This window comes from Shewanella goraebulensis, assembly GCF_030252245.1.
GTDB classification, from domain to species: domain Bacteria; phylum Pseudomonadota; class Gammaproteobacteria; order Enterobacterales; family Shewanellaceae; genus Shewanella; species Shewanella goraebulensis.
This window is the reverse complement of sequence record NZ_CP126972.1, coordinates 2,566,985-2,592,094: the sequence shown is the minus strand read 5'-3', so window position 1 is coordinate 2,592,094 and position 25,110 is coordinate 2,566,985. Positions and strand designations below refer to the sequence as shown.

The following is a 25,110-nucleotide window of genomic DNA, read 5'->3' as shown; positions in this document are numbered from 1 at the left end:
TATATGTCTACAAATTCTTCTGCGAATGTCGTGATGAAACAAGCTGATTTTATCGAAAGTATTGCTGACTCTTTGCAGTATATCTCTTATTACCACCCGAAAGATTTCGTCGATGCGATGGCTAAAGCCTACGATCGCGAAGAAAGTGCAGCAGCAAAAGATGCAATTGCACAAATTTTGATTAATTCACGTATGTCGGCTGAAGGTAAACGTCCTTTATGTCAGGACACTGGGATTGTGACCACTTTCGTTAAAATTGGTATGGCAGTTCAGTGGGATAAAACTGACATGACAGTTCAGGAAATGGTTGATGAAGGTGTTCGTCAAGCGTATACCAATCCTGATAATCCATTACGTGCGTCAATTGTGGCCGATCCTGCTGGTACTCGTAAAAATACTCGTGATAACACGCCATCAGTAGTCCATATCGATATGGTGCCAGGTAACCATATTGAAGTGATGATCGCAGCTAAAGGCGGTGGATCAGAGAACAAATCTAAAATGGTCATGTTAAATCCGTCTGATGATATCGCAGCGTGGGTAGAGAAAACCTTACCAACAATGGGTGCTGGCTGGTGTCCTCCAGGCATGCTAGGCATAGGTATTGGTGGCACGGCTGAAAAAGCCGCAGTATTAGCAAAAGAGTCATTAATGGACCCTGTTGATATCCATGAATTAATGGAACGGGGCGCAGAAACCACTGAAGAAAAATTACGTTTAGATATTTTCGAGCGTGCCAATAATACCGGTATTGGCGCACAAGGTCTTGGTGGTTTAACCACTGTACTTGATATTAAAGTAAAATCAGTTCCGACTCATGCTGCATCTAAACCTGTGGTTATGATCCCGAACTGCGCAGCAACTCGTCACGTTCATTTTCACTTAGATGGCACAGGTCCTGCTGATTTATCTCCTCCATCATTGTCTGATTGGCCTGAAATTACTCGTGAAGCAGGTGAGAATACTCATCGTGTTGACCTTGATAATGTTACACAAGCTGAAATTGAAACATGGAAAAGCGGCGATACCTTATTACTTAACGGTAAAATGCTAACAGGCCGCGATGCAGCCCATAAGCGCATTCAAACCTTAATTGAATCGGGAGAAGGCTTGCCCGAAGGCGTCGACTTTACTGGTAAGTTTATTTACTACGTTGGCCCAGTTGATCCTGTTGGCAACGAAGTTGTTGGCCCTGCAGGCCCAACAACTGCGACTCGTATGGACAAATTTACTGATTTAATGCTCGAAAAAACGGGCTTAATGGGCATGATTGGTAAATCAGAGCGTGGCCCTCAAACGGTTGAGTCAATTAAGAAACACAAAGCGGTTTATCTAATGGCAGTAGGCGGCGCAGCTTATTTAGTCTCTAAAGCGATTAAAAAGTCACGCGTTGTGGCATTTGAAGATTTAGGTATGGAAGCGATTTACGAGTTTGATGTGAAAGATATGCCAGTAACAGTAGCAGTTGATACTCAAGGTGTTAATGCCCACGAAACAGGCCCAGCAATTTGGAAAGTCAATATTGCTAACGCTAAGGGATAAGCTTAAACATTAGCAATCTTTTGTTATTAAGGCTTCATTATCTAAGGGCTTAATTTAACTATTGCGATAGAGGTTTAATCGCTTTCAAAATGGGCAAAATGACGAAAAAATAACGCTCAGAAATAGAATGGTTCATTTTTTTGAACTGCTCTATTGCCTGAGCGTTTTTGTTTGGGTAATGTGCTTATCAGTATTTTTTAAACAGTGTCATTTCAGTTGAATAACTGATATCTAACAGCATCGCACCAAAGTGTGATGAGGTTTGAAGAATAGGGTAGATTTTAAAAGTAGCGTGATTGCTATTAACAACAAAAAATAACAAGAGAACTTCATCCCATGAAAAAATCATCGCTATTACTTGCACTTGGTGCAGCAGGACTTGCACTGTCAGTTCAAGCAGCCGATTCAACTAAAACCCCTTTTAATGTTCAGCAATTGGTTAACTTAAATAAGTTACATTCAGCTGCAGTCTCTAATGATGGCAAGCAATTAGTTTATGCCGTTAAAAATATTGATGCAGATGGCGAGAGTAGCTCAGATTTATACTTGCTGGACTTAAGCAATAAAAATGCAAAGCCAGTTCAAATTACCTCGCACAAAGGCACAGAACACGACGTTAATTTTAGTGTTGATGACAAATCAATTTACTTCTTAGCGGCACGTAATGGCTCAAGTCAGCTGTATAACTTGTCATTATCAGGTGGTGAAGCGCTGCAAGTAACAGACTTACCATTAGATGTGAATGGCTACAAAATTTCTAATGACGGCAAACAAGTTGTTATGAATATGCGCGTTTTTCCAGACTGTAAAGACTTGGCGTGTACAGTGGATCGCATTGAAGCAGAAGAGAACAAAAAGACCACTGGTCGTGAATACAAGCAATTGATGGTTCGCCATTGGGATACATGGGAAGATCATGCTCGTAATCATTTATTTGTTGGTCAGTTAAATGGCAAACAAGTCACCGAAGTTGTTGACGTCACTTTGGGTTTAGATACTGAAACACCGCCAAAGCCGTTTTCTGGCATGGAAGAAGTGACCTTTACTGCTGATGGCAAACATATCGTATACAGCGCAAAAGCGCCAAGTAAAGACCAAGCATGGACGACTAACTACGATTTGTGGAAAGTCCCTGTTACTGGTGGTGATGCTGAAAACTTAACTGAAGAAAATTTAGCTTGGGATGCACAGCCGACATATTCTAAAGATGGGCGTCAATTAGCTTACCTTGCAATGAGTAAGCCTGGTTTTGAAGCTGACCGTTACCGCATAATGTTACGTGATACAGTGACAGGCGCAGAAAAAGAAGTCGCACCACTTTGGGATCGCAGCCCGCACTCACTCACTTTTAGTGATGATGGCCGTACTTTATATGTCACAGCTCAAGATGTTGGCCAAGTGAGCATTTTCGAAGTGAATACTCAATTTGGTGATGTACGTCCTATTTATAATGACGGTAGCAATAGTTTAGTTGCCGTGACTGACTCAAGCATTATCTTCAGTAATAAATCACTTGTTGAACCTGGTGACTTATACAAAATCAGTTTAGAAGGTGAGAACCTGACGCGTTTAACCAACGTCAACAAAGAAAAACTAGCTGAAATTCAATTTGGTGAATTTCAACAGTTTAACTTTAAAGGTTGGAATAATGAGACTGTACATGGTTACTGGATTAAACCTGCTAACTACGAGTCTGGTAAAAAATATCCTGTCGCATATTTAGTTCATGGTGGCCCGCAAGGCTCATTTGGCAATTCATTTAGTGGTCGCTGGAATGCACAACTTTGGGCTGGTGCTGGCTACGGTGTCGTGATGGTGGATTTCCATGGTTCTACTGGCTACGGTCAAGCATTTACAGATTCAATCTCTAAAGATTGGGGTGGCAAACCTTTAGAAGATTTACAAAAAGGCTTAGCAGCCGTTGGTCAGCAACAAAAATGGTTAGATACTGAAAACGCTTGCGCATTAGGTGGCTCATATGGTGGCTACATGATGAACTGGTTCCAAGGTAATTGGAGTGATGGTTTCCAATGTTTAGTTAATCACGCTGGTTTGTTTGATATGCGCTCTATGTATCATGTAACAGAAGAGCTTTGGTTCCCTGAATATGAGTTTGGTGGCACATACACTGAAAACAAAGAGCTGTATGAAAAGTTTAACCCAGTAAATTATGTTGAAAACTGGAAAACGCCAATGTTAGTGATCCACGGTGAAAAAGATTACCGTGTTCCATACGGCCAAGGTTTAGCTGCATTCACATACATGCAACGTAATGATATTCCATCTGAGCTATTAATGTTCCCAGATGAAAATCACTGGATCCTTAACCAAGATAATCTACAACAATGGTACAAAAACGTACTAGGTTGGATGGATCGTTGGACTGAAAAGAAGTAATAGCTACCGCTGATTAACGTTTAATAAAACAAAAAGAGATGCTTGATAGCATCTCTTTTTTTATGTTCGATTTTAATAACTTTGATATACAAGCTGATATTAGGTTTGTCAGCTAGATGCAATTAGTTATTGCCGTCAGCAAGTTTAAGCTCAGTAGGCGGGCATTTACGGCCGGTTTTTGTTATCCACAGAAAATAAGCTAACCTTCTTCTAGAGCCTGTAATTTTACGTTGGCCGTTTTTAAGGCTAATTCTATTTCGTTTACCCATGGGAAACCTCAATTAACTGTTTTTATTTTGATTAAACAGAATGCAAACAGTAATTTATATTCAGAATGAGACAGCATTATAACAAATGTTGCCACATATGGGCTGAGAAATATTCATTTAAGGTAAATTATGAAATTAACTTTCATTAATTATATTTGAATGTTTTTTTAAGACATTTATTAGCCGATAAAATGTGAAGTGAAGCATGCTTTTTCATAAGTAAATCTAACCCGAACAAGCAAAATGAATCAAGGATTAGAAATATTATTAACTGGCTCAAAGTTTTAAAAAATCTCATTTGATAAAAAGCAAAAAATCAGTAAAGTTGCGCGATTATTTTTTGCACCACAAAACATTTAATTTGAGGATTTTCTTGTGGATTTAATGCTTTACGTTAAGTTTTTTCTAAGCTTAGTGGCTATTATCAACCCTGTAGGACTATTGCCTGTATTTGTAAGCTTAACCAGTCACCAAACTGAAGTTGAGCGTAACCACACTGGTAAGGTCGCGAATTTTGCTGTGGTAGTCATTTTAGTGGTGACTATATTTATTGGTCAGCACATTCTCAACATGTTCAGCATTTCATTATCGGCATTTAGAATTGCAGGCGGTAGCTTGATTGCAATTATTGCTATGTCGATGTTGCAAGGTAAATTAAGCCCAGTAAAGCGTAACCAAGAAGAAGATCGTGAAGCATCAGGCATGGAGTCAGTTGCGGTTGTACCACTCGCATTGCCTTTAATGGCAGGCCCCGGTGCGATTAGTTCAGTGATTGTTTATGCTTCAACTCATGATTCAATGATCGATATGATTGGCATGTCAGTTACGGTAATTGTATTTGGATTAATGAGTTGGGGATTATTCAGATTAGCGCCGGTGATTTTTAAAGTACTTGGTACCACAGGTATTAACGTCATTACTCGTTTAATGGGTCTACTGATGCTATCAATTGGTATTGAAGTAATAGCGGCAGGACTAAAAGGCTTGTTTCCAACCTTAATGGCTTAGCTTTTTCAGATTATAAGCCTGAGTTTTTAGCCTTAGGGCAATGACCTAACAGCATTATTTGTACATTATATTAGTAACGACAGTCATTGTTTTTAAAGTTTTGCACAGCAAATGCGCAATAGGACTGGAATAGGGGATTTTCCCTTGACCCCAAATGCGCATTTGCGTAAAGTACCGTCCGTTCACGAACATCTTGATATCAATACTTAATTGAACTCAGTATCGTTAACCGTGTTGCTCTCACGTAAAATGCCAAGCATCAAAATGGTGACGTGTCCGAGTGGCTGAAGGAGCACGCCTGGAAAGTGTGTAAGGGGCAACCCTTCGAGAGTTCGAATCTCTCCGTCACCGCCAAATTCTTAAAAAAAGACGTCCTAGGACGTCTTTTTTTATGCCTAAAATTTAATATTACCTCTAGTTTCCTGTTAAGAAGCAATTAAATTTATAGTTCTAGAACTAAGAGTCAGGCTATCGAATCTAGTCAATGCTATTAAGTTTTGACTAAATTAAAGCTAGCAAAGTAATAGTAACGTTACCTTGCTGTAGAACTTGATAGATTGCCGAACTTTAGAAGTAAAAGAGTATTTAAATTTTTGCACAGTGGCTGTGTAATAAACTGAAACCTGTGTTTTCGCTATCCTTAATCAACGCGTCAAAAACTATGTTTATAATTAACGATGACAGACATATCAAATAATAGGACGAACAGAGAACAGAGAAGAAAGCAGAGAGCAGAGAAGCTTACAATAATAAAAACATCCTGAGCATTTTTTTGATTTACTATAAGCCAAGCGTTTTGCCATCTAAAAACTGGTGAAACACAGCATATATTTTTACTTTCAAGCTTTCAAAGTCGTCAAATAATTTAACGATATTTTTTTACCACAACTACATTGGCTTTTTTTACCGGTTGTACAACCACGACTTTTTTAACGGGAGCATGATTTACGACTTTGTGCGCTGGTGAGGTGCGAACAACCGTAGTACAACCTGTGCTAACAATAATAAGGCTTGTTAATATAAATAAGGGCAAGCTCGTTTTTATCTTTTGGATTGTTTGATGATAAAAGGTTTTATAGTTCAACATTTTCAGCTCCATACAAATTTAAATGTACTGACAACACGGCTTAATGAATTGCAATAACTGCATTTTAGCGGTTTGAATATGAGCAGAACATGAACGGATGCCAAGCGTAGTAAAAAAGGTGGTGGTTTGAGAAAAATGATTGTTAGCTAGCTAATAAAAAGCCAGAGTCGATGCTCTGGCTTTATGTATTTTAAAGTGTGTTAATTATTTGGCTGCTGATATTGATCAAACCACCAAAGTATATGAGCAACTTTCGACATCAAATTACTTGGCCGTTTGTAAATACCGTGTGGGGCATCAGGTATTCTCACCATGGCGGTATCAATATTACGTAGTTTTAGCGCTTGGTAAAATTGCTCAGTTTCTGCGATTGGGGTGCGTTGATCCGCTTCGCCGGTAAGTAACATAGTTGGGGTAGTGACATTTCCAACATAGCTAATTGGCGATAGCTTCATGTAGTGTTCAGTATCTTCCCAAGGCATTTTCTCAAACCAGTTTTTAACTACAAACGGGTAGATGTCAGTGGTTAACACGAAGCTAAACCAGTTGATAACAGGCTTTGCCACTACTGCGGCTTTGAACCTGTCAGTGTGACCTACAATCCATGCGGTTAACACGCCGCCACCCGATCCGCCAGTAACGAATAGTGCATCTTCGTTAATGGCATCCTGAGCAATAACGCCATCAACCACAGACATTAAGTCATCATAATCTTGGCTTGGGTAATTATTATGTATGGATTGAGCAAACTCTTTACCGTAACTGTCGCTGCCACGAGGGTTAGCATAGACCACCACATAGCCACTGGCTGCCATTAGCTGCACTTCTGCTGAAAAGTGAGGTCCATAATTGGTAACAGGGCCACCGTGTATTTCTAAAATCAATGGAAAGGTTTTACCTGCTTTTTTGTCTGCTTCATATCCCGGAGGATAAGCTACCCACGCTTGTATATTACGACCGTCATAGGTTGATTTAACATTGATTTCTTTAATATTTGCCAATGTTTTGTAATCAAGAGCATCACTGTTTAAATCTGTTAACTGTTGAGTATTACCTTTTCGGCTGATAGCTATGTCAGCTGGACGCTGCGGGTTTGAGTATGTAAAAGCAATAGTGCCATTTTCAGCAACATCAAATTCACTACCAGTATAAGGACGACCAAAGGCTAAGCCTCCAAGGTTTTGAGCAACGATTTTACGTTTGCCACTGAGTGGTTGATATGCCACATAGGTTTCACCTTTATCGTGGTAACTCATATAAACCGCTTTACTGTTGTCAGCCCATTGAATGCTGTTAATTGAGCGATCTAAGTCTGTTGTTATCGCACGTTTATTACTGCCATCAATATCCATGACGTATATCATGGTGTTTTCGTAGTTCATATGATGTTGATCGTAACCAAGATAAGCAATGTACTTACCATTAGGTGATACATTAGGTGCGTTATCCGGCCCGAGGCGATCGGTTAATTGAGAGACTTTTTGAGATTGAACATCGATGCTGAAGATATTGCTATCTGTCCATTCAAGCTCTTTATCTTCTCGGGTGTTAGTCGAGTAAATCAGTTGTTTGCCGTCTTTTGACCAACTGATATTACTGCGATGATCAAATTGACCGTGAGTGATTTGTCTCGCTGCACCACCATCTGCTGACATGATAAAGATATGGCTGTTACCTGGTTTAGTGAAACCAGCCCCGTCAAATCGATAATACATATCATCAATAAAGATGGCTGGTTTTGCCCATTCTGCATTTTGAGGTTTGCCTGGTAGTGACACCACAGATTTAGGTTTACTTGGAACAAACTTGGTAAACGCAATACTTTTGCCATCTGGCGACCAAGTAAGGTTACCTGGTGATTGACTAAAGTGACTCATTTGGCCTACCTCTCCAGATTCTAGCCATTTAATATGAATTTGTGGTGAGCCACTGGCTGTCGATATATAGGCTAATTTGCTGTTATCAGGAGATAAAGTAGGTGAAAAATCCACATGTAAACCGTTGGTCACCGGCGTTAAACGTTTTTTCTTATCGACTTTCCAAATATTACCAAGCTTTTTATCACTTTGAATATCCATGAAATTTCGCACAAAATAAACTTCATCACCATCGTTATTTATTTCAAGGTTAGAGGCATATTCGAGAGTGAAAATATCTTCTAGTTGTAATGAGTTGATGGCGCTAGAGGAGGTTGATGCTTTGCTTGACAATTTAGGAGCCGAGTTGTCGGCTAATGCCATTGTAGAGGTTATGGCTGCTGCCATTGGCGTCAACATTAACACCAGGTAAATGCCTTTGTTCATGAGTATTCCTTGACTATAAAGTAGAACGTTTGCGATTTGTTAAGGCTTGATAACCCTTTATTGTTTAATTGGTGGGTTACTTTTATTTGATTGAATAAATTAACATAACATGAATCAATAATAAATGTATGTGAATCTAGATTTACATTTGTGTCTTTTGCGGTATATTAAACTGATAAATACATAACGATAAGAACCAAATTATGACCGTAAACCCTTGTGCAAATCTAACCACTTGTCGATCAAAAAATCCATTCTCTAAACGTACAAACTTAGGCGCAATCATGCTCGCCAGTTTATTGAGTAGTTTGCTGACAAACACTGCAATGGCGGAAACTAAAGTCATCCATGCAGGTGAATTACTGACTATTGCGGGTAAAGCACCGCTCACAAAACAAACTGTAGTCATTAAAGATGGTGAAATTATTGCGGTTAAAAAAGGCTTCGTTGCTGCTAAAAGTATTGCCAAAGATGCCCGATTAATTGATTTGTCGGATAGTTTTGTGATGCCGGGTTTAATGGATATGCATGTACATTTACAAATGGAGTTAGGGCCAGATAACACTAGAGATACGGTAAAATTATCAGATGCAGATGTGGCAATGAAAAGTGTTCACTACGCTAAAATTACACTGATGTCTGGTTTTACAACGGTTCGTGATTTATTGAGCGAGCCAGAGCAAATGTATGCTCTACGTGATGGAGTAGAAAAGGGTTGGATTGAAGGGCCGCGTATTATTGCTGCTGCAGGTATTTCTATAACTGGAGGGCATTTAGATGCAGACGGTATGGCTCCAGATTTACTGGCAATGAAGTCCCCGAAAACGCTTTGTGATGGGCCATACGAATGCCGCAAAATGACAAGACAAGCAATTAAGTATGGCGCTGATGCCATTAAAGTCGCCTCTACTGGCGGAGTATTGTCTGATACTGATACAGGTACAGGACAACAAATGACAGATTTAGAGCTTAAAGAAATTGTCGAAACAGCCCATGGGTTAGGGCGAAAAGTGGCTAGCCATGCCCATGCAACTGCTGGGATCAATGCTGCTCTTCGTGCAGGTGTTGATAGTGTTGAACATGGTAGTTACGCAGATGATGAAACAATAAAACTGTTCAAACAAACAGGCGCATACCTAGTGCCAACATTGTTAGCCGGAGCTACAGTGGTTGATATGGCTGAAACTTCAGACTTTATGTCTAAACCTATTAAAGCCAAGGCCATTCGGGTTGGTGCTGATATGCTTGCTAACTTTGAAAAGTCCTATAAAGCAGGTGTTAAGATCGCTTTTGGTACCGATACTGGTGTGTCTAAACATGGAATAAACGCTCAAGAAGCAGTGTTAATGCATCAAGCGGGCATGAGCAATAGTGATATTTTAAAATCGGCAACAGTTAACGCTGCTGATTTAATTGATATGTCTGATAAGTTAGGCACGATTGAAGTAGGCAAATATGCTGACATTATTGCTACAGATGGCAGCCCACTTACAAATATCGAGGAGCTACTAGATGTCGACTTTGTGATGAAGGGCGGTAAAGTCTATAAGCAGTAGGCTAAAACACAGCACTTAGAATAAAATGTCTAGGTTATTAGCCTGCATAAATAGAGTTTAAAAGGAGCTAAGGCTCCTTTTTTAATGGAGTTAATTTGACAATTTAGCCTAAAAACCATGTTAAGTTATTCTTTGTTTTACTAAATTTTGTTTTACTAAATTTTGTTTTATTAAAGCTTTTGCTTCTATCTAAGTTTGAGTATTTATGAGCTACTTGTAGACTAAATTTCAACCTAGCTTTTCAAGAGACTTTTCAGATGGCTTATCAAGGATGTGAAATGATTATATTAACGGAAGTCGATGGGGTCGAAATACTTACAAAACATCAAGCCAGTTGTCACTGCGGTGCAGTACAAATGGAGTTGTCATTACCTAATGGTTTAGTCGATGTTCGGCGCTGTGATTGCAGTATGTGTCGCAGACGAGGAGCCATTGTCGCTTCTATTTGTTTAGATGATATTCGCTTTATTCAAGGACAAGAATCATTAGGCTGCTATCAATTTAACACCATGACCGCTAGTCATTATTTCTGCCGAGACTGTGGCATTTATACTCATCATCAACGTCGCTCAAACCCTAATCAGTTTGGTTTTAATATTGGCTGTTTAGTTGGAATTAATTCATTAAAAATATCAGATGTTACCTTGTATGATGGAGTAAGCCATCCAGCAGATAGATGATTGAACCTCAGGTTGATGTGTATTATTGGGTGCTACAGATAAGATGTTATTTGCCATTTAGACGTAAGGAAATTGGAGGGGGAAATGAAAACAATCGGCATGTTAGGTGGCATGAGTTGGGAATCGACAGCCAGTTATTATAAGGCGCTTAATGAAGGTATTAATCAACAACTTGGTGGGCTGCACTCTGCTAAAATAGTTATGTTTAGTGTTGATTTTGATGAAATAGAGAAGCTACAACATCGAGATGACTGGAAGGGGGCTGCGAATATTCTTGCCGATGCTGCGGTGAATGTTGAAAAAGCAGGAGCAGATTTTTTATTAATCTGCACTAATACTATGCATAACGTCTATGACGATATTGTAGATAAAACCGCTTTACCCATTCTTCATATTGCTGATGCCACAGCTGAACAATTAACAATTGATGGAGTTAAAACCATTGGTCTTCTGGGTACAGGGTTTACCATGCAGCAGGATTTCTATAAGGGGCGTTTACGGGATAAATACAACATAAACGTTATCGTTCCAAGTGCTTCAGAACAGAAAATGGTACATAAGGTTATTTATGATGAACTGTGTAAAGGTAAAATATTAGCTGATTCAAAACTTGCGTACTTGGCGGTTATTGATAAGTTATTCGAACAAGGTGCGGAAGCTATTATTTTAGGCTGTACTGAAATAGCACTACTGATTAATCAATCCGACACCAATATCACCTTATATGACACTACGACTATTCATGCTAAAGCGGCTGTTGAATTAGCACTTAATAACTAACTACATTCAATTATCTGTATTTTTCATTGACTAGATAATTTGTTTTAATATTTGTTAACTTGCTGGTTTTGTTCAGCCTGTTGTAATCTTTTTAACCAAAGGATTACCAAAAGGCTAGGGAATGAATAAATTCGTCCGCTACATTTCACTTTGTATTGCCGTGAGCTTTTTCTTATTTATTAGTTGGGCGGTATATCTTGCTAATATGGGTGGCAACAATGTTTTATTCGATATCGTTAAGATTATTCCTTATGGCGATAAATTCGCTCACTTTCTTTTGTTTGGTTTACTTACCGCCGTTACATTATTTGCGAGTAAATTTAGTTATTTAGACATTGGCTATTACCGTCAACGCTTTTCCGTAAACTCAAGCCTACGCTTTAACTCAAACCCAAACATGGCTAACGATTTAAATAGAAAAGCGAACTGTAAAAGTGAACGGTTTTTGGTCAATAAATCTATCAAGATCCGTGTTTATTATGCGATTTTCGTAGTGAGTAGTGTTGTGTTGTTTGAGGAAATCAGCCAAATATTTATTACGACGCGAACTTTTGATATGACTGACTTAGCCGCTGATGCGCTGGGCATTGCACTTTTCAGTACCATCGCGATAAGAATTAATAAAAAACCTTGCGTCAAATAACTAAGTTTATCCTTTTTGATAAATGAGATATGAGCTACTCGACCTGAAAGAGGCTTTTCAACGGGTTACATAAATATTGATAAGACAGATGTTTTAAAACTATTGCTGTATTGACAGTACTCGTATAACTATCATACTTTTAATATGAGCAAGTGATGAATTTATATGAGTAAGTGATGAATCATAAGTAAATTCAGTAAAATACTGGCTCAAATGGATTCTTCGATAATCTCGTACCATCATAAGGATAATGAATGGGCTTAATGTTATGCATGTCGATTATCAATTTGTCGACACTTAATATGTCGACAACTAATATATCGACAACCTTTGCTTACAGTCTGCTGTTACTGACTCTGCGTGTATATCAAAACACACTACGTAGCCACCTTTCGTTATTACAACTCTTTCTTTTTAATCCCATTATTAGTTCAAGCCAACAGGATAATCTATGAGCGATTGCTTCGATCACATTCAGCAGCTTAAGCAAACCATACAATCTTCAGTAATTGGCCAAACTCATGTGGTTGATGCGCTGATATTGTCTTTGTTGACCAGCGGTAATGTATTGCTAGAAGGTTTGCCAGGAACGGCAAAAACACGCTCTATTAAAACACTGGCACAGGCGCTCGAGGTTAGCCTTGGCAGGGTGCAGTTTACCCCAGACTTATTACCATCTGATGTGACAGGCACTGAAATTTATCAAGAGGTGGAGGGCAAACAGACCCTTACTTTTCAGCCTGGTCCAATATTTAATAATTTATTGTTAGCAGATGAAATCAATCGTTCGCCAGCTAAAGTACAAGCTGCATTACTTGAAGCAATGGAAGAAAGGCAAATAACCGTTGCCGGAAAAACCCATAAATTACCAAAGTTATTTATGGTACTTGCTACTCAAAATCCCATTGAGCAAGAAGGCACATACCCTTTACCTGAAGCGCAGATGGACCGCTTTATGATGAAGATATTATTAGATTATCCCGATGCTGAAGCAGAATTTAACATTATTGAATTAGTACGCGCCGAAGAGGTAGTAACTAAGTCTAATTCGCTCACTATCGATCCTAGCCATATATTCACGGCTCGTGAACAAATTCATCAAATTCATATGAGTCAGGCGATTACGACTTATATCGTTGCAATTGTGATGGCTACGCGTAAACCATCGGGATATCCAGACTCACCTTTAGCTCAATGGCTAACCGTTGGTTCAAGCCCTCGGGCAAGCATAGCACTGGATAAATGTTCGCGTGCAGCGGCGTGGTTAGCAGGAAAAACCTTTGTTGATCCAGATGATGTTCGCAGTATTGTTCATAGTGTATTACGTCACCGTTTAGTTTTAAGTTATGACGCTATTGCCGACGGAATAACGCCCGATCAGGTGATTGATGAAATTCTACGTCAAGTCATAGCGGCTTAACTGAGTTTTATGATGAATAAAACTGATAATAATATTTACGTTGATATTGATCAGCTACGAAAGCTGCAGTTTAAGGGCGAGGGTATTAACTTTTCGCCCCGTCAAGCGGTTAATAGCGTATTAAATGGGCGTTATGCCTCTAAGTTACGAGGACGGGGTTTAAACTTTGAAGAACTTCGTCACTACCGTGCAGGTGATGATATACGTTACATGGATTGGAAAGTCACTAAACGCACAGGAAAGCCGCATATAAAGGTTTTTACCGAAGAGCGTGAACGTAATGTATTTCTGATTGTTGATCAGCGCGCATCGATGTTTTTTGGTAGTAAAGGCAAAATGAAATCCGTCATTGGTGCTGAGTTGGCAGCCTTGATTGGTTGGCGAGTTGTTGCTGCAGGCGATAGAATTGGCGCACTAATTTTTAACGATGACAATGAGACTGTGCTGCCAGCTAAACGAGGTCATAAGCACTTAGCACAAATTTTACACACTGTAGTGAAGTTTAATCATCAATTAGGTTTAGGAAATAACAGTCACAATGCTAGCGACAGTATAAATAAAGGTTGGCGAAAAATCGCGCAGGTATGTGGTCACGATTCATTAATCATCTATGTGGGAGACGGTAACGGTTGGAATGAAAAAACCACCCATCTAATGAAAAATATCCGTCGTCATAACGAAGTAATTGCCTGTAATATTATTGATGCTTTAGAACAAAAGTTACCCAGCATGGCGCAAATGGTGGTCAGTGACGGAGAGCTACAAATTCAATTTGATGCTCTGGGTAAAACTCAGCAGCAATACCAGCAGCGTATCGAGTCGCAGCAGACTCTATATGCGAAAACTGCAACAAAGTATCGTGTGCCTTTATTAACCATTAATACTATTAAACCTGTGAATATTCAGCTTCGTAATGCATTTAGACGAGGTGGTGAATGAGTCAGTTCAATGACACTTGGGGCAGTAATATTGTTAAAGAGTTAATTGAAACGACGCCACCAGAAGCTATTAACTGGTGGCCTCAAACCCTGGGCTGGCAAGTCGTTGCTTTTTTTCTATTTATTATTTTTTTACGTAAACTGTATTTAAGGTGGCGTTTATATCAGCATAATGTGTATCGACGTGATGCAATTGCTTGGTTAAATCAATTACCGCCATTTGAGAAATTGTCAACTCAACCTATTTTTCGACAACTGCCTAATCTATTGCGTAAAACTGCACTTGGGGGATACCAGCGCACTGAGATAGCAAACTTGTCAGGTAATTCATGGGCCCAATGGCTCGATGAGCAGTGCACTCAATCTAGCTTTGGTGAAGATGGCGCATTCATGCTGCATCGTTTAGCTTATGATTCAGACTGGAGCATGACGTCTGATCAGATGGATTCATTGACTCAGAAAGTGCGTTTGTGGATTGAACATCATCGAGGTGTGTATGATTGAGTTTACGTACCCACAGTGCTTTATTTTGTTGTTTGCACCTATAATAATTTATTTGATAGCGCCTACTTACAAAGAAAAGCGCAGTTCTGTTCAAGTGCCTTACTTTGAGCAATTAGTCGATATTACTGGCGAAAAACCTCAATTAGGGGCAGTGGTCTTAACGCGTAAAAACATCCAAAAACTGCTTTTAGTGCTCGCTTGGTTTTGCTTAGTTGTTGCAATGGCCAAACCTGAAATGATCGGCGCAGCCGTTACGCAACAAAAGTCTGCCAGAGACTTAATGATAGCGGTGGATTTATCTGGCTCCATGGATGTTGAAGATTTTTACTTGCCAAATCAAGGCGGAAATCAGACTAATAGTGTTGATAGGCTAACGGCGGTAAAACAAGTCTTGCGTGAATTTGTTAGCCAACGAGAAAATGATCGATTAGGACTCATCCTATTTGGTGATGCGCCTTATTTACAAGCACCGTTTACTAATGATTTGGACACTTGGCTAACCTTACTAAATGACACCCAAGTCGGTATGGCGGGGCAAAGTACTGCTTTTGGAGATGCCATAGGCTTATCAATCAGCGTATTTGGTCATCATGATACCCAAAATCGTGTGTTAATCGTATTAACTGATGGAAACGATACCGCATCTAAAGTTCCACCTGTTGAAGCGGCTAAAGTCGCAGCTGCGTCAGATATCAAAATTTACACGATTGCGATCGGCGACCCAGCCGCTGCTGACGAAGAGAAGGTGGATTTGGCCGTTTTACAAAGTATTGCAGATATAACTGGCGGAAAAAGCTTTCAAGCAATTGATACTAAGGCACTTGAAAATGTTTATACCGAGATTAATCAACTTGAGCCAGAATTATTTGAGTCGCAAACATTCAGGCCAAGAACCAGCATTCACTTCATACCTATCGCATTGTTTTTATCCCTTTATTTAATATCATTGCTCATTGTCACATTTCGTTTTCCTAGAAAAATTAAGGAAACGCGATAATGGATGTGTGGATTATTCAGATGCAGCATTTTCATCTACTGAGGCCTTGGTGGTTATTAGTCATTTTCCCTTTGGGATATATTGTTTATCGTTTAAAGCAGCGACAGGACAACTTGGTGGATTGGCGTAAACATATGTCACCAACAATACTGCAGACATTGACAGTAAATGGCGACAAACAAAAATTTATTTCACCGTTAAACTTAACATTAGTATTGGGTATTTTAAGTCTTTTAGTGCTTATAGGACCAACTTGGCAGCAACAACAAAGTCCTTTTACTGAAGATAAATCAGCCTTGATTATTGCCCTTGATTTATCTGAAACCATGGAGCAGACGGATGTACTTCCTACTCGACTAACTCGCGCGAAACAAAAGATTATTGAATTACTAACGATACGTGGTGATGCGAATACGGCCCTCATTGCTTATACAGGAACGGCTCACACCGTTATGCCGATAACCAATGACAGTAAAATGATTAAGCAGTTCTTAGACTCGCTAAGTTATAAGATTATGCCTCATTCCGGAAAGCAGCCACAAAGCGTGTTACCGCTGGCCAACGTTTTGCTTCAAGCGACCAATACACCAGGTACAATTTTATTAATTACTGATGGCACCAGTGATGATGCGTTAAATGAGTTTGAGCAATACTTTTCTCAGGCTCAGCATCAGTTAATAGTTTGGGCAATTGGGCGAAACAACAGTGAATCTGATGAGGTGGGTTCAATTATTATTCCGATGCAGTTCGAACGATTACAAACTCTTGCCGAATTAGCTGATGGTCGCATGATACTACTATCAGACGATAAGCAGGATGTCGTAGAGGTCAATCGTTATATCGATAATAATCTTGCGGTCAGTGAAGATGAAAGCCGGCCTTGGTTAGATGCTGGATATTGGCTGGTGTATTTAGTGGCCGTGCTGTATTTACTCTGGTTTAGGCGAGGGTGGACATTGCAATGGTAATGACTCAAGCAAAATTACTCGTTAATAACATCATATTGGTTATCTCAAAACCTTGGGCAAAACTGACTTTTTGGTGTAAAAAATGGCGAGTAAGATTACTGATTGGCGTCGCTGTCGCTTGCACTGTTTTTGCCATTATTAAGCCTCAATCTTTTGCTGATCTCTGGCTGACGCGAGATCAGCAAGGTATGTTGCTGTTTAAATTGGGTCATTTTCAACAAGCTGCAAACCAGTTTAACCTTGTACGTTGGCAAGCATACAGTTTGTATGGCGCTGAAGCATTTGATCAATCGGCAATTTTATATAACCAGTTCGAAGGTGAAGCAGATCAAATTGCGAGAGCAAATGCATTAGCGCACGCTAGGCGGTATGTCGCAGCAAGAAACGTTTATCAACAAGTGCTTGATACATATCCAAACAATGAGCAAGCACAACACAATTTAGCCATTGTTCAAAATATCATTGATGAAGTGAATCGTATTGCTGAAAGCCAGCAAAGTGAAGCAGGTGATTCTCCGCAAGAGCTAGGGGATGATCCACAGACTGGAGAAGGCGCAAAGAAAAATGAAATAGTGTTAGAGGTGGCTGAGCATTATGACGCGAGTCAATTATTACTTGATCCAAAATTAAATGAAATGTGGTTAAGACAAGTTCAAAAAGATCCAGCTCGATTTTTGGCCAATAAGTTTCAAATGCAAAGCCTTGCAACTCATCAAATCAATGTAGATGACAACCTTAATTCTCGTGATATCGCAGATGAGAATAACAATATTGTAGAGGAGGGCAAATAATGTCATTGCTCAGCAATATAACGAATGTCACTTCTCTAATTCGCTTTGTTTTATTTGAAAACTTTCGAACATTACTGTTCATATGCTGCGTTCTATTCGGTTTGTTTTTGAGCCCTCATAGTTACAGTGCAACTGTCGAATCATTAATTGATACTAATCAATTAACCCTTGATATCCGGATGAAAACAACAGGACCTTTTATCGTCAAACAGCCTATTGTCATTCAAGTTGAAGTGGCAACACCTCGTTGGTTTGCAAAAGGCGTTCAAGTCACGCCACCCGCATTTAACGATATTGTATTTTTACCTATTACAGGCTCTGCTATTACTGGGACAAAAAAGGTCAATGGTGAGTCTTGGAGTTACTTGATCCGAGAGATTACTTTGTACCCAATGCATGTAGGTGCATTTGAACTGCCAGCGTTTCAAGTTTTTGTTTCGGTGAATACTGAAAACGATGGTGTAGTTGAAGGCGTAATAAATACTGCTGGTTTTGAGTTTACAGCGCTAATGCCAAAAGGAATTACAGAGCTTGGTTATTCAAATGACTTATCACTAATTGAAGAAAAATTAATTGTTTCGTCAAAGGTCGATATTTCTGTGAGCCAAACTGTTGGCAATGAACCTCTCGATAAAATAGATCTGAAAAGATCATTTAAGGTGGGTGACGCTGTTACCCAAACCATTAATATTTCAGCGAAAGATGTACCCGCTATGATGCTGCCTGTGCTCGAACATTACCAAGTAGAAGGCTTAAGTATTTATCAGCAACCAACTCAATTAAATGATAGAACAAATCGTGGAGCACTAACCGGAACAGCAAAGCAAACCAGTAGTTATATATTTGAGACCTCGGGCATATTCAATATTCCTAAGCAGATAATATATTGGTACAACACTGATAAAGATAACGTTATAGAATTGGTTGTGCCAGCTATGTCTTGGTCTGTTGGCGGGGCAGCAAAAAATAATAACAAAGATAGAAGTGCCCCCTTGTTGCCAAACGAGATTATAATCGGGTTGATAGCTATAGGTTTGCTGTCCATTTTTTTGTTGTTAAAACTAGGTGTATTCCCAACTGCGAGTATTAAAAAATATTATTTATCTTTGACGCAAAATGAAGTCAGGCAACTTAAATTGCAGCTTCGTAAACAGTATCATAGCGGTGATTATACAAGTGTGTGTTTGCTTCTATATCGTTACTTTCAATTAAAAACTGATTATAAGATTGAATTAAATCTGAATTACAAAATAGCACCAAACAGCGCGATAGAATCACATGAACAAACGACTGTCGTTAACTCGCTTAGGAAAGTATTTAATGCTGATAGTCATCAAACGGCATTGATTAAACGCTTACTAAGCCAAGCGTATTCCGAAGGTGATACAACGCCTATGACTACAGCGGAGTTTGAGCAATTACTTGCTTATATTCCTGTAAATAACACTTATCAATATTTTAAATCAAGTACAAAATCATCGTATAATATTGATTTAAATTAGAGGGTTAAGCCATTTAAAAAAATTTAATTGTTACAACTCATATTATTCGCGGCCCATTATTACCCTCCAGCGGTTTTCATTTACACACCTTGAAAGTTTATCAATTAAGCTACATCAAAAATCTTTTAAAGTAACAATCTGAATTAGTTAAGCATTTCCTTAAGTTGGTTTAAATCTCCATTTTTTTGCATACGTATTCAATGATTTTAACCATGCTACAGCCTAAAAAGTGAGCAATGATAAGTATGTTTTAACAAAAAAATAACAACAATTTTTTACCTTGGGGAATACAAAATGAAATTTTCAACCAGTCTACTCAGTGCAGGCTTATTGATGGGGACAATAACTTGCGCTCAAGCAGCGTCGCAACCAACCACTTTCGTGCATTTATTTGAATGGAGTTGGCAAGATGTCGCAACCGAATGTGAAACGTATCTAGGGCCTAAAGGATATGCGGCCGTGCAAGTGTCTCCACCTAACGAACATATACAGGGCAGCCAATGGTGGACTCGTTATCAACCTGTTAGCTATCAGATTGAAAGTCGCGGGGGCAATCGGGGTGAATTTGTTGATATGGTAAACCGGTGTAAAGCGGTAGGGGTCGAAATCTATGTCGATGCCGTCATCAACCACATGGCAGCTGGCTCTGGAACTGGTGTTGCAGGAAGTACATTTGGCAACAAAAGCTATCCGATGTACAGCCCACAAGACTTCCATTCAACTTGTGAGTTAAATGATTACGATAATCGTTGGGAAGTGCAAAACTGTGAATTGTTAGGCTTAACCGATCTTAATACCAGTAATGAATATGTGCAGCAAACACTCGCTGGTTATTTAAATGAACTGTCATCACTGGGCGTAGCGGGGTTTAGACTTGATGCCTCTAAGCATATGGCCGTTGAAGATATACAAGGCGTGTTGGCCCGAGTAAATTCTTCACCTTTAATTTTCCAAGAAGTGATTGATCAGGGGCAAGACGTCATCAGTTCAAGTGAATACCTTAGTGCAGGCTTGGTAACAGAATTCAAATACACAACTAAGCTTGGAGATACTTTTCGCGATGGAAAACTGGCATGGTTAAGTAATTTTGGTGAAGGTTGGGGCTTTATGCCAAGTAGCTCTGCGGTAGTGTTTGTTGATAATCATGATAATCAACGCGGCCATGGCGGTGGCGGCAACGTGATTACTTTCGAAGATGGACGCCTATATGATTTAGCCAATATATTTATGTTGGCTTACCCGTATGGCTACCCTAAGGTGATGTCGAGCTATGATTTCCATGGTGATACAGATGCTGGTGCTCCTAATATGTCAGTTCATAATAATGGGGAGTTAGCTTGTTTTGCTGAACAGTGGAAATGCGAACATCGCTGGAGCTATATATCTGGTGCGGTTGATTTTAGAAACCACACCGCAGATAACTGGACTACTACTCATTGGTGGGATAACGGCAATAACCAAATTGCTTTTGGTCGTGGCAGTTCTGGCCACGTTGCGATAAACAAAGAAGACGGCAATTTAACAGTATTACTTAATACCGATATGGCAGCGGGTACCTATTGTAATGTGCTAAAAGGTGAACTGGCAGCTAATGGGCAGTCTTGTAGCGGTGAAACCATAGTTGTTGATTCTAGTGGGAAGATAGCTGCGAATGTAGCACCATGGGATGCATTTGCGATTCATCAAGATTCAAAAGTGACAACAGTGATTGATGAAGGTGATTTACAACGAACTGTTATCTTTATTCAAGCGCAAACAGAATCGGGTCAGGATATGTTTATCCGTGGTGGTATTGATCATGATTATGCCAATAATAACTTAGGTAAAAATTGTCAGGTTAGTAATACTGAATGTGCGATCGCGATTTCACATAATAATCTTAATAATGCCACAACAGCGCCTTGGAAAACGAATGAGTCATATCTGGATTGGTACGGAAGTGAGGCGAATCAAAGCTCGGAAGCAGAAGGTACACCTTTAGATTGGACAACTAATTCTTGGCCATCGAGTTGGGGCGATGAAAAAACGGTTGCTGCAGACGGTTTTGGTGTTGAGCCTTTAAATACTTGGGGCGCACATTATTGGATGTTAGATATAGTGATGGATTGCAGCCAAACGGTGTCAGGTTATTTTGAAGTAAAAGCGTTTGTTAAAAATGGCCAAGGTTGGGAAGCTGATATTAATCAGAGTAATACACCATATCAATCAAGTAATCATGTTGCTCAATGCGGTAAAATCAATCGATTTGAGTTTAATCAGAGTACTGTCGAGATTATGAATTTTTAGGCTATTTAATTGAAGCTATCAAATCTAAGCTAAATAACTAAGCTAAAAAATTAAGACAAAAAAGATAAGCCAGCGATATATTATCAGCAGTCTGGCTTTGTATTAAATACCTTAGTGCGTGCTACTTTTAAGGTTAACGTAACACGCTCTTTATTTTCTTTATTCTCTAGTTAAATTTCACCATTGCATTTTAAAATGACATTTCAAATGACACTTATAAAATCATAACAGCACTGGATGGCGAATAAGCCATGTTGTTAGCAATCAAAAATCAGCCAGATATTTTCTTACCCGACGCTATGATGTGGGGAAAGAAGGTTTAAAGTGTTTAAAGGTTTAAACAAAGTTTTAGCTTTAATATTGGTGTATTCTTTGTCACAGCCATGTCATATGAGTAAGATATATGCAAAGTTGTAAGTATGATTAATTTTATGCCCCCCAAGTAACTCTATGATTGTGTGAGAAAATTAATACTCTTCTTGTGTTATAAAATTAGCATAATAAATTGTAAAAAACACAGGTGGTTGAGCACTTTGGAAGGGGGTATTAATCCCAATTAGATGCGCTGTTTCGTATAGAACGCATAGCAGAATTTAATGATAATTAAACTGGAATGCATGTTAAGCGTGAGAGTGAATATTCTTATATAATTGCTCTAACTGTGAGTTTATCAAAACTTGGCGCAAGCCTCTTTTTTAGGGCATTCCCCATTCATGATTTTGGTGAGCTTAGTATCCTTTCGCTAGGCTGTTAAAGCCTAGCAAGCTTGATAAAAATGAATCGACACTTGATATAAATTAGGGTGACTATGTCCACTTTTTTTCGCTTTATTGCCATTGTTACTGCTGCACTTACTGTGACTTTTTTAGTGATGTTTGTCATTGCTGTATTAATTGATTATCACGTACCTGAAAATAAATTTGATAGCACAGTCAATTCACATTTTTATTTAAAGGCTAATCAATGCGTTTAATCTTAATTTCAATGCTATTATTTATTTCATTCGGTGTTAATGCTAACGAGATTAAGCCATTTACGTCAGATGGTTGTAGTGTTTTTCCTGATGGTACGTTTGCTCAAAACGAATTGTGGTTAGCGTGTTGTACCGCCCATGATTATGATTATTGGCAAGGCGGGACGTTTAAGCAGCGACTTGAATCTGATAAACGTTTGAAACAATGTGTAGATGCAGTTGGTGAGCGATATATTGCTAACATTATGCTTGTAGGTGTTAGGCTTGGTGGAAGCCCTTATTTCCCTACGACCTATCGATGGGGTTATGGTTGGCCATACCCAAGAGGGTATCAAGCATTAACCAGTGATGAAATACAGCAAATTAAAGCGTTACAATTTAACGGAATTTAAACAGTAAACACATTAGCCATTAAACCATGTAAATGTTAGTTTAATTTGTGTTCAACTTCTTAGTAAGCTGTTGAGTTGTCAATTTATTGAGAAAATCAATTTAAAGCAAATAAGGATATATTATGCTTAAGACGCTGATGAGTAGCGCAGTTATTGCGCTAGTGCTGACAGGTTGCTCCACTGCAGATAAACAAGTACAAACAGCCCCTCAAATTTCACCTCCCGCACAAAGCAATTTTAAAAGTTATAGCGCAGAAGAGTTCTATAAAACCACCAGTGTATTTGGTTCGTCGATAAATCACTCTGGTAGTGCTGTGCTGGTCAGTAATGATGATAGCGGTATTTTTAATGCCTACAAGGTGCCTGTAGACGGTTCAAAAACAACTCAATTAACTTTTTCCACAGAAGAGTCAATCTTTGTTGAGTCTTGGTTTCCTAAAGATGATCGTTTTCTTTATAGCGCTGATAAAGGTGGAGATGAACTAAACCATTTATTTGTTCAAGACTATGATGGGTCAGAAATAGATTTGACGCCTGGTGAAGGTCTTAAAGCAATGATGCTGTCATGGCATGAAGGTGATGAGTCATTTTTTGTAATGACTAATGAGCGTGACCCAAAATATTTTGATGTTTATCAATATAATACAGCTGAATATAGTCGTTCGTTAATATACAAAAATGATTCTGGCTTCACTGTAGAGAGCATAAGTCCTAATGGACGTTTTATCGCTTTAAGTAAAAATCATTCTAATAGCAACACCGATTTATATTTAGTAGATTTACGTTTAAAGATGTCTAAGCCTCGATTAATCACAGAGCATACTGGTGATGTTTCTTATTATGCCTATACCTTTACCAAAGATAATAAGCAGCTGTTATATGCGACCAATGAGTTTGGCGAGTTTAACCAAGCTTGGACCTATGATATTGCTACAGGTGAAAGTGAGTTAAACTATAAAGCAGATTGGGACGTCAGCTTTAGCTATTTTTCTAAAGATGGCCGTTATCAAATTACCGGTATCAATGCTGATGCTCAAACACAGTTAACCATTACTGATGTGAGTAATAATAAAGCGCTGTCTTTACCTGCGTTGCCTAGTGGCGATCTACGTGGAGTTAATTTCTCTCAAGACTCCTCATCAATGGTGTTCTATATCAATTCTGACACCTCACCATCTAACTTATATAGTCATAAACTAGGCACTGATAAAGTATTGCGCCTGACTAACTCAGGCAATCCAGCGATTAAAGAAGAAAATTTAGTGGCGGGCGAAGTGATTCGATTCAAAAGCTTCGATGGTGTTGAGATCCCTGCTATTTTATATAAGCCTAAACAAGCTGAGTTTACCAAAGTGCCTGCGTTAATCTATATACATGGCGGGCCAGGAGGGCAATCACGTAAGGGCTACTCTGCCACAGTTCAGCATTTGGTCAATAATGGCTACGCGATCGTTAAAATCAATAATCGTGGTTCAAGCGGTTACGGTAAAACATTCTTTCACTTAGATGATAAACGCCATGGCGAAGATGATTTACAAGATGTGGTATATAACAAAAAGTACCTACAAAGCTTAGATTGGGTTGATGCTGATAAAATCGGCGTTATGGGTGGCAGTTATGGTGGCTATTTAACAATGGCTGCAATGGCATTCACCGATGAGTTTAAAGTTGGGATCAATATTTTTGGTGTAACCAACTGGGTTCGAACCCTAGAAAGCATTCCACCATATTGGGAAGCATTCAGAAAAAGCTTATATGATGAATTAGGCGACCCTGCAATCGATGGAGAAAGATTACACAACATCTCTCCAGTATTTTTTGGTCATCAAGTTAAAAGTCCTGTTCTAGTAGTGCAAGGGGCCAATGATCCAAGAGTATTAAAAATCGAAAGTGATGAAATGGTTGAATCTATTCGTGCTGGTGGAACTCATGTTGATTATCTGATTTTTGATGATGAAGGTCATGGATTCAGTAAAAAGGATAATCGAATTAGTGCTTCAAATAAGTATTTGGTTTTTCTTAAGCAATACCTTTAATCGATTTCTAAAGGTAAGTTGATTTTAATTCATATAAG

21 protein-coding genes and 1 tRNA gene are annotated in these 25,110 nt (G+C 39.0%); 19 read left to right on the top strand and 3 right to left on the bottom strand.

Annotation, left to right across the window (positions count from 1 at the left end; all coding sequences use genetic code 11):
- Positions 1-3: 3 nt before the first annotated feature.
- Together QPX86_RS10930 and QPX86_RS10925 are read left to right on the top strand one after the other, a co-directional pair.
- On the top strand, positions 4-1,542 hold the full coding sequence (locus tag QPX86_RS10930) for a fumarate hydratase (RefSeq protein WP_220754641.1): 1,539 nt from the start codon (positions 4-6) through the stop codon (positions 1,540-1,542).
- Positions 1,543-1,878: 336 nt separating this feature from the next.
- Complete coding sequence (locus QPX86_RS10925; RefSeq protein ID WP_285162655.1) at positions 1,879-3,939, top strand: dipeptidyl-peptidase 5; 2,061 nt, start codon at positions 1,879-1,881, stop codon at positions 3,937-3,939.
- Between the two features lie 122 nt (positions 3,940-4,061).
- Here QPX86_RS10925 and QPX86_RS10920 read toward each other — a convergent pair whose 3' ends face one another.
- Complete coding sequence (locus QPX86_RS10920) at positions 4,062-4,208, bottom strand: hypothetical protein (protein WP_285162654.1); 147 nt, start codon at positions 4,206-4,208, stop codon at positions 4,062-4,064.
- A gap of 375 nt (positions 4,209-4,583) precedes the next feature.
- On the opposite strand from QPX86_RS10920, the gene QPX86_RS10915 reads away from it, so the two are divergent.
- Together QPX86_RS10915 and QPX86_RS10910 are read left to right on the top strand one after the other, a co-directional pair.
- Entirely contained in the window at positions 4,584-5,216 is a 633-nt protein-coding gene (locus tag QPX86_RS10915) for a YchE family NAAT transporter (protein WP_220754639.1), read from the top strand.
- A 266-nt stretch (positions 5,217-5,482) separates the two neighbouring features.
- Positions 5,483-5,570, top strand: a tRNA-Ser gene (locus QPX86_RS10910).
- Between the two features lie 511 nt (positions 5,571-6,081).
- On the opposite strand, the gene QPX86_RS10905 is transcribed toward QPX86_RS10910, so the two are convergent.
- Together QPX86_RS10905 and QPX86_RS10900 are read right to left on the bottom strand one after the other, a co-directional pair.
- Positions 6,082-6,303 (bottom strand): hypothetical protein, encoded by a 222-nt coding sequence (locus QPX86_RS10905; protein ID WP_285162652.1) that lies wholly within the window; start codon positions 6,301-6,303, stop codon positions 6,082-6,084.
- A gap of 200 nt (positions 6,304-6,503) precedes the next feature.
- Complete coding sequence (locus QPX86_RS10900) at positions 6,504-8,606, bottom strand: S9 family peptidase (protein ID WP_407696585.1); 2,103 nt, start codon at positions 8,604-8,606, stop codon at positions 6,504-6,506.
- A 284-nt stretch (positions 8,607-8,890) separates the two neighbouring features.
- On the opposite strand from QPX86_RS10900, the gene QPX86_RS10895 reads away from it, so the two are divergent.
- The 15 genes from QPX86_RS10895 to QPX86_RS10825 all read left to right on the top strand — a co-directional run bounded on the left by QPX86_RS10895 (position 8,891) and on the right by QPX86_RS10825 (position 25,072).
- Positions 8,891-10,162, top strand: coding sequence for a metal-dependent hydrolase family protein (locus tag QPX86_RS10895; RefSeq protein WP_259651350.1), 1,272 nt, complete (start codon positions 8,891-8,893; stop codon positions 10,160-10,162).
- A 278-nt stretch (positions 10,163-10,440) separates the two neighbouring features.
- Complete coding sequence (locus QPX86_RS10890; RefSeq protein WP_220754637.1) at positions 10,441-10,842, top strand: GFA family protein; 402 nt, start codon at positions 10,441-10,443, stop codon at positions 10,840-10,842.
- A gap of 84 nt (positions 10,843-10,926) precedes the next feature.
- The gene (locus tag QPX86_RS10885; RefSeq protein ID WP_285162651.1) at positions 10,927-11,622 is read left to right on the top strand and encodes an aspartate/glutamate racemase family protein; all 696 of its coding nucleotides are present in this window, start codon (positions 10,927-10,929) and stop codon (positions 11,620-11,622) included.
- 121 nt (positions 11,623-11,743) lie between these two features.
- Entirely contained in the window at positions 11,744-12,265 is a 522-nt protein-coding gene (locus tag QPX86_RS10880) for a VanZ family protein (protein WP_285162650.1), read from the top strand.
- Between the two features lie 451 nt (positions 12,266-12,716).
- Positions 12,717-13,685 carry an AAA family ATPase gene (locus QPX86_RS10875; protein ID WP_285162648.1) on the top strand — a complete coding sequence of 323 codons (969 nt, stop codon included), beginning with the start codon at positions 12,717-12,719 and terminating at the stop codon, positions 13,683-13,685.
- A 9-nt stretch (positions 13,686-13,694) separates the two neighbouring features.
- Positions 13,695-14,624 (top strand): DUF58 domain-containing protein, encoded by a 930-nt coding sequence (locus QPX86_RS10870; protein WP_285162647.1) that lies wholly within the window; start codon positions 13,695-13,697, stop codon positions 14,622-14,624.
- The gene (locus tag QPX86_RS10865) at positions 14,621-15,127 is read left to right on the top strand and encodes a DUF4381 domain-containing protein (RefSeq protein ID WP_285162646.1); all 507 of its coding nucleotides are present in this window, start codon (positions 14,621-14,623) and stop codon (positions 15,125-15,127) included. Before QPX86_RS10870 ends, QPX86_RS10865 begins: the two co-directional genes overlap by 4 nt.
- On the top strand, positions 15,120-16,124 hold the full coding sequence (locus tag QPX86_RS10860) for a vWA domain-containing protein (RefSeq protein WP_285162645.1): 1,005 nt from the start codon (positions 15,120-15,122) through the stop codon (positions 16,122-16,124). The genes QPX86_RS10865 and QPX86_RS10860 overlap by 8 nt, the downstream gene beginning before the upstream one ends.
- A complete protein-coding gene (locus tag QPX86_RS10855) occupies positions 16,124-17,092 on the top strand; it encodes a vWA domain-containing protein (RefSeq protein WP_285162643.1) in 969 nt (322 codons plus the stop codon). The genes QPX86_RS10860 and QPX86_RS10855 overlap by 1 nt, the downstream gene beginning before the upstream one ends.
- Positions 17,092-17,883: a hypothetical protein gene (locus tag QPX86_RS10850; protein ID WP_285162642.1), complete on the top strand. Its 792-nt coding sequence runs from the start codon at positions 17,092-17,094 to the stop codon at positions 17,881-17,883. The genes QPX86_RS10855 and QPX86_RS10850 overlap by 1 nt, the downstream gene beginning before the upstream one ends.
- A gap of 107 nt (positions 17,884-17,990) precedes the next feature.
- Positions 17,991-19,385, top strand: a complete 1,395-nt coding sequence (locus QPX86_RS10845; protein WP_285162641.1) for a hypothetical protein — start codon at positions 17,991-17,993, stop codon at positions 19,383-19,385.
- A gap of 294 nt (positions 19,386-19,679) precedes the next feature.
- Positions 19,680-21,671, top strand: a complete 1,992-nt coding sequence (locus QPX86_RS10840; protein ID WP_285162640.1) for an alpha-amylase — start codon at positions 19,680-19,682, stop codon at positions 21,669-21,671.
- 808 nt (positions 21,672-22,479) lie between these two features.
- On the top strand, positions 22,480-22,644 hold the full coding sequence (locus QPX86_RS10835) for a hypothetical protein (protein ID WP_220754626.1): 165 nt from the start codon (positions 22,480-22,482) through the stop codon (positions 22,642-22,644).
- The gene (locus QPX86_RS10830; protein WP_285162639.1) at positions 22,635-23,036 is read left to right on the top strand and encodes a hypothetical protein; all 402 of its coding nucleotides are present in this window, start codon (positions 22,635-22,637) and stop codon (positions 23,034-23,036) included. Before QPX86_RS10835 ends, QPX86_RS10830 begins: the two co-directional genes overlap by 10 nt.
- Before the next feature lie 122 nt (positions 23,037-23,158).
- Positions 23,159-25,072 (top strand): S9 family peptidase, encoded by a 1,914-nt coding sequence (locus QPX86_RS10825; protein WP_285162638.1) that lies wholly within the window; start codon positions 23,159-23,161, stop codon positions 25,070-25,072.
- The last annotated feature ends 38 nt before the right edge of the window (positions 25,073-25,110 follow it).